This is a genomic window from Lentilactobacillus parakefiri (assembly GCF_002157585.1).
GTDB classification, from domain to species: Bacteria; Bacillota; Bacilli; order Lactobacillales; family Lactobacillaceae; genus Lentilactobacillus; species Lentilactobacillus parakefiri.
Window position 1 is genome coordinate 1 of the sequence record NZ_BDGB01000110.1, and the last position, 7,173, is coordinate 7,173.

Genomic DNA, 7,173 nt, shown 5'->3' on the forward strand with positions numbered 1-7,173 from the left:
CCTTGGTAAGTTCGCCGAGCAATGACAATTTTTTTAAAACTTGTTCCAATAAAGAATCAGCCGTAGGCTCAGCTTTAGTTGACCAAATTTTGTAATAGTTGTAAACTGACCGCCATTCTGGGAAATCACCGGGGACTTGACGCCATTGGCAACCGGTTTTCAAGACATATAGGACCGCACAGAAGACCTCGTAGAGGTCATATTTTCGAGGCTTAGTTCGCTTACGAAAATTTTCTAAAGCTGGTCGAATTAATTCAAATTGTTGCCGAGTAATATTGCTGGGATAATTTTTCATAGCTTAAACTCGCTTTTTACATAGAAGTATATCAAAAATCATAGATCTTGGACAGCTTCTTAAGCAATTGGGTGATTTTTGGATCGGAGAGGGTTGCTTTAGTCGATCAGTTGCTTTTCAGGAAGCTTAAGCAGCAACCATATTTGCATGGCGATGAAACGCCAATTCAAGTTTTACGAGAACCAGGAAAGTCGGCAACCTCAAAGTCATTTCTATGGGAAATGCGATCTGCCGCTAACGCGGCTACTTCGATTATCCATTTTCATTATGACCCATCTCGAAGTGAAAAAGTGGCCCGGGCGATTTACGAAGGCTTCAACGGAACTCTTGTCTGCGATGGCTATGCGGGTTACAATCACATTCCGCCAGGGATTCGGCGGGCTGGCTGTTGGGCGCATGGACGACGAAAATTTGTGGATGGCACTAATGGAATTGAGAGCCAAAGGAGTCTTGGCCGCAAATTTGTCAAAAAGTTCGATCAACTATTTGCGATCGAACGAAAAGCTCAGGGCTTTTCACCACAACAGTTGTTAGAGATTCGACAACGAGAGTCCAAGCCAATTGTCGATAGCATATGGCAGCTAATGAGTAAAACTACCCCTATCAACAAGTCTAAGTTGGGACGCGCTTATACCTACATGGTGAATCAGCGTGAACAACTAGAGGTCTTTTTAAATGATCCTGGGGTGGCCATTAGTAATAACATTGCCGAACGGAGTATCAAAATTTCGGTCATTGGTCGTAAGAATTGGCTTTTTAGTACCGGCCAGCGCGGAGCCAAGGCTAACGCCCTCTTCCTAGGCCTATTCGAAACGGCCATTGCCAATCATTTAGATTTCAAAAAATACTTAGTCTATCTGTTCACCTACTTGCCTCGGTTAGGAGATTCCCCAACTGACGAGGAGTTAGAGGCTTATTTACCATGGGCTAAAGCAGTACAGCAAAGCTGTGCAGCTTAACTGTAAAAACTTAAAAAGGCATTCGATTGTGTTATCTGAAGAATAACATGCTCGAATGCCTTTTTGAATACGTCCAATTATTTAGTGCTTACAACTGACCGGCATGATGAACAAAATGATCGCGCTAACTTAAATTAAGAAAAAGAATCCGCAATGGGATTCTTTTTTATTTAGGCTATTTAATTTTGTGAGAATACCAAGCACGATAATGGGTATGCTGATAGTTAGGCCAATAATACATTTCTTGCAATCCTGAATACCTATGGCCATGAACGGTATACCAGACGGGTTCATAAAATGCTTGAAAGGCATCGGATTGATTAAGTTCAACGGTATAATAATCTTTGTAGGGAGCGGACACGAATAATGAAGGTAAATGATATTTGGCCATTGACGGCCAAGTTCGCTTATTAGCGCGATTATTAACTGAATATAACGTTTTTTGGCCGGTTCTCGAATAAGAATATTTGGTAAACCGAATCCGGGCAAACTTGTGGGTCTTCTTGACATAATGATAGTAAGTTCCCCGCAACAGCGTTGGCACTGTCTTCGCACTGGCTGAAACCGGTGATAAAACCATCAATAACCCGAAGGTTAACAAAATTGTCAGCAATAACTTTTTGGATTTCAATGAAAACACCCCTCATGTATGTAATAGTTTAATTATATTACTAATTAAGGCAATTAACTTATATAATTTGATATTTGAAAATAATCTGCTATCTTACAGATGTCGAAAAGAGATTTTCGGCCCGGGTATCGTCTCCGAATATCCAAGTAATATTTCTGTGGAAAGTCACTTGTAAAGGTGACTTTTTTTTGATCCGAAATAACCATGAGTGGTTGATGGTCTTAAAACGGGGCGGGAATTATGACAAAACAAAAAAGTATCTCGATTCATTTCTTTCTTTTCGCCCGTTTCCATATCGCCTTTGAATTTTCATTGGGTTCCGCGTAAGCGGGTTCCAATGATGATGTCAGATGTGAAGTCGATAGTTTTCATCAAATAAATCGGCAAAAGGCTTGGGCGAACGAGTTACCGTAAAAGTTTTATCACCAGGAACTGATAGATGACAGGCATAACCGGTGCTTTTTTTGCCGTTGATGCGTTTATATAATATTTTGTCTAAATAGTTTTTATTGTGTTCTTCGTTAAAGATATTCATTATGTTAACATATTGGACTGTTCCCTCTTTTTCAAAATAACTATTAAGATTACCAGTCGCAACCAATAAATCATATTTTCCTTGTTTAGTTATTTGTTGAAGTAAAGCTTGAATGATTTTCTGGTTAGCCTTTAAGTAATTTGCGGTTGTAGTTCGGTTAGAGTCATTCAACCATTCTTTAACCTTAGTCTTTCGACTGTTCACATAGGGAAAGACGTTGATTAAATCAATGTGTTCATAAAGTTGATGTAGCTTTGGTTGATTTTCAACATTTTGGAGATAATATTCTTTTAGTAGTTTCAGGGTGGTTGGATCACCGTAGTGGTCATTAGCAATACTGGGATTCATCATTAGCACAATCAAAGTTTTGGTTGATAAGCCTCGCCAGTCCTCAACATTTTCGTGGTCAATATTAAAAGGTAATAAATATCGATAACAGTCATTAATTTCAGGTAATTGAATGTGTCGGTCGTATAAGTTATAACCGTTGAGCTTCGTCGATTCAACGGTCGCATAAATTGGATAAATTACTTTTTCCAGGGCTGATGTCATTTTAATTCCTCATTTCTATTGTTTTGATATCATCATAACCCACCCCAAAAGTAAAAGTTACTGATTAACCAATCCAATCACATTATTTGCTATAATTCTGGTGAAAAAATGTTGACCAGTTATTTGAGGGGGAATAGCTTTATGGTTAAGTGGAAACGACATTGTTAATATAACCTTTATTTTAACGCTTGAATTTTCAAATTAAGTGCAAATTCAAGCAAAGAAAGTTCTCCAGTTGCTAAAAACGCATATTATAAATTATTTAATAAAGAACAGTACGCCCATATTTTCCATTAGCTGCCCCATGATAGTCATCCTTCAACTTATATCGATACCACAAGGAGCAATTGTAACCGCCATCAACGCACACAAGGACAGTTCGATATTTTCCTAATCGATACAAATGACGAACTGCATAAGTATCCCCACCCGTATGATTAGGGTGATGTATAAATACGGCTCCGGACTTACCCCCTAAAACCTTTGTACGTGGCACAAAATACGTTTTTTCATTAAAACTTTTTGAACGAATAACTGCCGTTTTTGATGTTATGATAATTTTGGTATACTCTTTACCTATTCCATTATAGTCATATGTATACCATGTCCCCTTAGTTGAATTAGGAACATATAAGTATACCCTATTGGTTATTAAACTAACTCAGTGAAAAAGGAAAAATTCGCCTTCCTTTAGCTGATCTGTATTTAATCTTGAATCTATAACCTTCTGATCTCCATTTGCCATTTTCAATAAATCTTCTTTGGCTATAAAATTTGAATGAAGAGGAGCTTCTTGATAGGCGATTTCCCAATCTCTCAAAATGTTATAGTCTTCTGAAAACTCTATGTTCTTTTTTACACCCTCAAAATCTGGAAATAATTTTGTACTGGTGACGCCGTTTTCTTGTAAATATTTTTGTAAACAATTTCGATCCCTTTGCGGTAGTTTGTAGGTTATTTTTTCTAAAAGAGTTTCGTTCTTCCATAAGTATTTATTGTCTTTTTTTTCTAAAGAATCACTGGAGTTGTTAGAATGAAGCCAGTCGACTAATATCTGAATTTGAGAATCTTGAACCTTAGAACCTTGCGCCACATTATTTGTATCTATGCTAGATAGCAGCCCCTGTTGTGATTCCATTCTTTTGTTTTTATGATCAGTATCATATACTATTAGCGGTAATTTGGGATATTGCTTCTTTAATTCAGCATACAAGGTCTTATTAAGTCTATATATGCAATACTTGTGCTTATTGAAGTCGTCTCTAAGACAATACATTTTACAAATATCGATATCTTGATCTAAAATTTTTTCGTCAACAAACTGTTTAATATAACTAGTGAACGCAAAGTATAAAGCTACATACACCGAATAACTCCAGTCAAGATAACTAGTGTCTATCCCGTAATGCTGAGAAAGTTCGTTTGAGTTTCCATTCATATTAACTTCTCTATATCCCCGTTTAGCTGCATTTTCTACAATAGCAGCATAAATATCATATTGGCCAAAACTTATATCTTGATTTAGCCTTCCGGCTCCTAGCTTTCTAGCTAGGGTCGGAACTAAATCATAGGATTCATATGCACAACCTCGATAAATAAAATCATTATTAACTTTCGCTTCTGAAATGATTTCTTTCAACGTAGCCAATATTTTCTTCCTCCTGTATAATTAAAGCTTGTAGAGAAGTTAAGGCGGTGGCTATTTCCGATCGGAGGTGGTGCTTATGGTGTTAAACCTTTAAAGCCCATAAATCCTAACGAAAGGAGTAGCCTGATTGTCCGTTGCGGACGCTTTACAATTAATGCTGGCTTTCGGTACTTTTATCGTGGCCTTAATCGCATTAATTGTTGAGCTGATCAAAAGTCAGCAAAAAAAATAATCCGTCTTAGCTTTGGCGAGCAGATGGATTATTTTTGATCTAATCTATTAAGTTTGCCACCGTCTTAAACGGTTCTACATGGGAAGTCCTGTTCACTCGGGGCTTCCTTTTTCTGTCTACATTATAGCATGACTATAATTGACTTTCGACTATTTTTAATCAGCTTTCTAGCAGCTTTTAGGGAACACACGTTTGCCTTCTGTGCTACAATACAGGTAAAAGCTAACGGAAGTGATGAAATTGTTTACTGATGATGAACCGCATGGCGTGTTCTTCTTAATTGATAACAAGTCCTTTTATGCTAGTTGCGAAGCCGTTTCCCGGGGGCTAAATCCCTTAAAAGTCCCATTAGTGGTCCTTAGTGAAGCTGAAAATACCAATGGCGGACTCATTTTAGCCACGTCACCCGAAGCTAAGCACTTATTTCATCTTAAAGCCAACGTCTCCCGTAAACGTGACTTACCCAATGACCCCAGGTTGTGGGTCGTGCCACCGCGCATGAACCTTTATATTCAACGTAATTTGCAGATCAATCAGATCTTTCATCAATTTACCACTGAAAAAGAGGTTTGGCCGTATTCAATTGATGAAAGCATTCTTGATATGACCCATACTTGGCGGCTGTTTGGCAATTCCGTTCGCGAAGTGGCCCGCTTGATTCAAAAGACAGTTCGGCAAAAGCTAGGCTTGTATACCACCGTGGGAATTGGTGACAATCCGGTGCAAGCTAAATTAGCCTTAGACCTTTACGCTAAACATAATCATGAATTGATCGGTGAAATCCATTACGAAACTGTGCCGGATAAAATTTGGTCAATTACTGAATTAACGGACGTTTGGGGGATTGGCCCCCGTATGGCGAAACGTTTGAACCGCCTTCACATTCACAATATGTATGAGCTAGCCCATACCAACCCTTATTTACTCAAACAGCAGCTTGGCGTCATTGGTAGCCAGTTATTTGCTACGGCCTGGGGAATTGATCGCGCACAAGTCACGGAACCAACTAAGGTTAAAGAAGCTAGCCTGGGTAATTCGCAAGTATTGCCACGAGATTATTTTAACCAAGTCGAAATTGAAACCGTCATTAAAGAAATTGGGGAACAGGTGGCGGCGCGGCTTCGGCACCACCATAAACTGGCGGGGTGTCTATCGCTAAGCATTGGGTTTTCCTATGCCGCAGCCGAAGCAGATGGCCGCGGTGGCTTTCACCAAGCTTTAAAAATTGAACCAACTAACGACAATCAAGTTTTGACGCAACAATTATTGTGGTTATTCCGTCAGAATTGGGACGGTCAAGCTGTCCGGAATATTGGTGTTTATAGCAGTAAACTAAGTGCCAACTCCGGCCAACAACTTAATTTATTTGAAACCCCGCGCAACCAAATTCGCCGTAGCCGGTTAAACCAGGTGATTGATGAAATTCACCGGCAATTTGGGTTCACCAAACTAGTTTACGCGACCAGTTTATTAAAGGGGGGCACCGCTATCAAGCGGGCTTCACTAGTGGGCGGACATAATGGAGGTAATAGCTATGAATAGCGATATCGAGATTATTAAGGGGCGGTTAACCCTATTGTTTAAGCGGCGTCCCAAAACCCGCTATTGGTTAATGTTGACTAATGATACCTACGATCAGACCTATAATCTGTTTTTTAACAGTCAACGGGCTAACGAGCGCTTGCAATCCGTTCCCTTACATAAATTAGCACACTATGATTTAGCTGATTTAGAAAAGCTGTTAAAAGCATTACGACAAGATATAAAACTAACAATCGAATTTGTTGGCTTTACTGGGGAACGCTGGCCGGCAAGTCAAAAGCTGATTCAACGAAAGCGGGTGCCACTTGAGTAACCAAGACTTTGATTTAGACACGGTTAAGCATTTTTTTGAACATGATTACCATGACCGGGGCATGATGAAATGGCAGGGATTCTATTTATCCGACCATACTGCTGCTTTAAACCAACAGAAGCAGCAATTGAATGAAGTCTATGTTCCGCGACCGCAACAATCCTTAGCAGAGATAACCCAACAACTGGCAGACGCATATCAGCGTCAACAACCAGTGATCATTCAACTAAAAACGGTTGACCAAAACAACCGTCATTGGCCAGATATCACCACCTTGATTCATGGTTACAATGCCAATGATATTGTGGTTGATGCTGATCGGTTTATCCCACTACCAGAAATTCGAAATGTTTCAACATAAAAGGACGGAACGGTTACTTAATAATTAACCTTCCGTTTTTTTTGATGCTTGTCTATTTGGCTTTATGGTAGATTGCAAATTTAATCCGAATTTTTGGACAAATTT

Annotated in this window: 9 protein-coding genes; 5 read left to right on the forward strand and 4 right to left on the reverse strand. The window is 39.2% G+C overall.

What is annotated here, in order from left to right; translation table 11 throughout:
• Positions 1 to 295 (reverse strand): transposase (locus LPKJCM_RS11315; protein ID WP_225364196.1); only part of this gene is annotated, 295 nt, incomplete at its 3' end.
• 47 nt (positions 296 to 342) lie between these two features.
• Between LPKJCM_RS11315 and tnpC the strand changes: the two genes are divergently transcribed.
• On the forward strand, positions 343 to 1,254 hold the full coding sequence (tnpC, locus tag LPKJCM_RS11320; protein WP_057961786.1) for an IS66 family transposase: 912 nt from the start codon (positions 343 to 345) through the stop codon (positions 1,252 to 1,254).
• A gap of 175 nt (positions 1,255 to 1,429) precedes the next feature.
• Here the strand turns inward: tnpC and LPKJCM_RS11325 are convergent, their stop codons facing one another.
• From LPKJCM_RS11325 to LPKJCM_RS11335, 3 genes are all read right to left on the reverse strand, one after another.
• Entirely contained in the window at positions 1,430 to 1,885 is a 456-nt protein-coding gene (locus LPKJCM_RS11325; RefSeq protein WP_057961787.1) for a hypothetical protein, read from the reverse strand.
• Between the two features lie 346 nt (positions 1,886 to 2,231).
• On the reverse strand, positions 2,232 to 2,972 hold the full coding sequence (locus tag LPKJCM_RS11330) for a DUF1643 domain-containing protein (RefSeq protein ID WP_057961788.1): 741 nt from the start codon (positions 2,970 to 2,972) through the stop codon (positions 2,232 to 2,234).
• 661 nt (positions 2,973 to 3,633) lie between these two features.
• The gene (locus tag LPKJCM_RS11335) at positions 3,634 to 4,620 is read right to left on the reverse strand and encodes an FRG domain-containing protein (protein ID WP_087069668.1); all 987 of its coding nucleotides are present in this window, start codon (positions 4,618 to 4,620) and stop codon (positions 3,634 to 3,636) included.
• A 154-nt stretch (positions 4,621 to 4,774) separates the two neighbouring features.
• Between LPKJCM_RS11335 and LPKJCM_RS11340 the strand changes: the two genes are divergently transcribed.
• From LPKJCM_RS11340 to LPKJCM_RS11355, 4 genes are all read left to right on the forward strand, one after another.
• Entirely contained in the window at positions 4,775 to 4,852 is a 78-nt protein-coding gene (locus LPKJCM_RS11340; RefSeq protein WP_076661461.1) for a putative holin-like toxin, read from the forward strand.
• Between the two features lie 234 nt (positions 4,853 to 5,086).
• A complete protein-coding gene (locus LPKJCM_RS11345) occupies positions 5,087 to 6,394 on the forward strand; it encodes a Y-family DNA polymerase (RefSeq protein WP_165758607.1) in 1,308 nt (435 codons plus the stop codon).
• Positions 6,387 to 6,707: a hypothetical protein gene (locus LPKJCM_RS11350; RefSeq protein ID WP_014386909.1), complete on the forward strand. Its 321-nt coding sequence runs from the start codon at positions 6,387 to 6,389 to the stop codon at positions 6,705 to 6,707. Before LPKJCM_RS11345 ends, LPKJCM_RS11350 begins: the two co-directional genes overlap by 8 nt.
• Positions 6,700 to 7,068 (forward strand): hypothetical protein, encoded by a 369-nt coding sequence (locus LPKJCM_RS11355; protein ID WP_057962181.1) that lies wholly within the window; start codon positions 6,700 to 6,702, stop codon positions 7,066 to 7,068. The genes LPKJCM_RS11350 and LPKJCM_RS11355 overlap by 8 nt, the downstream gene beginning before the upstream one ends.
• Positions 7,069 to 7,173 lie beyond the last annotated feature (105 nt).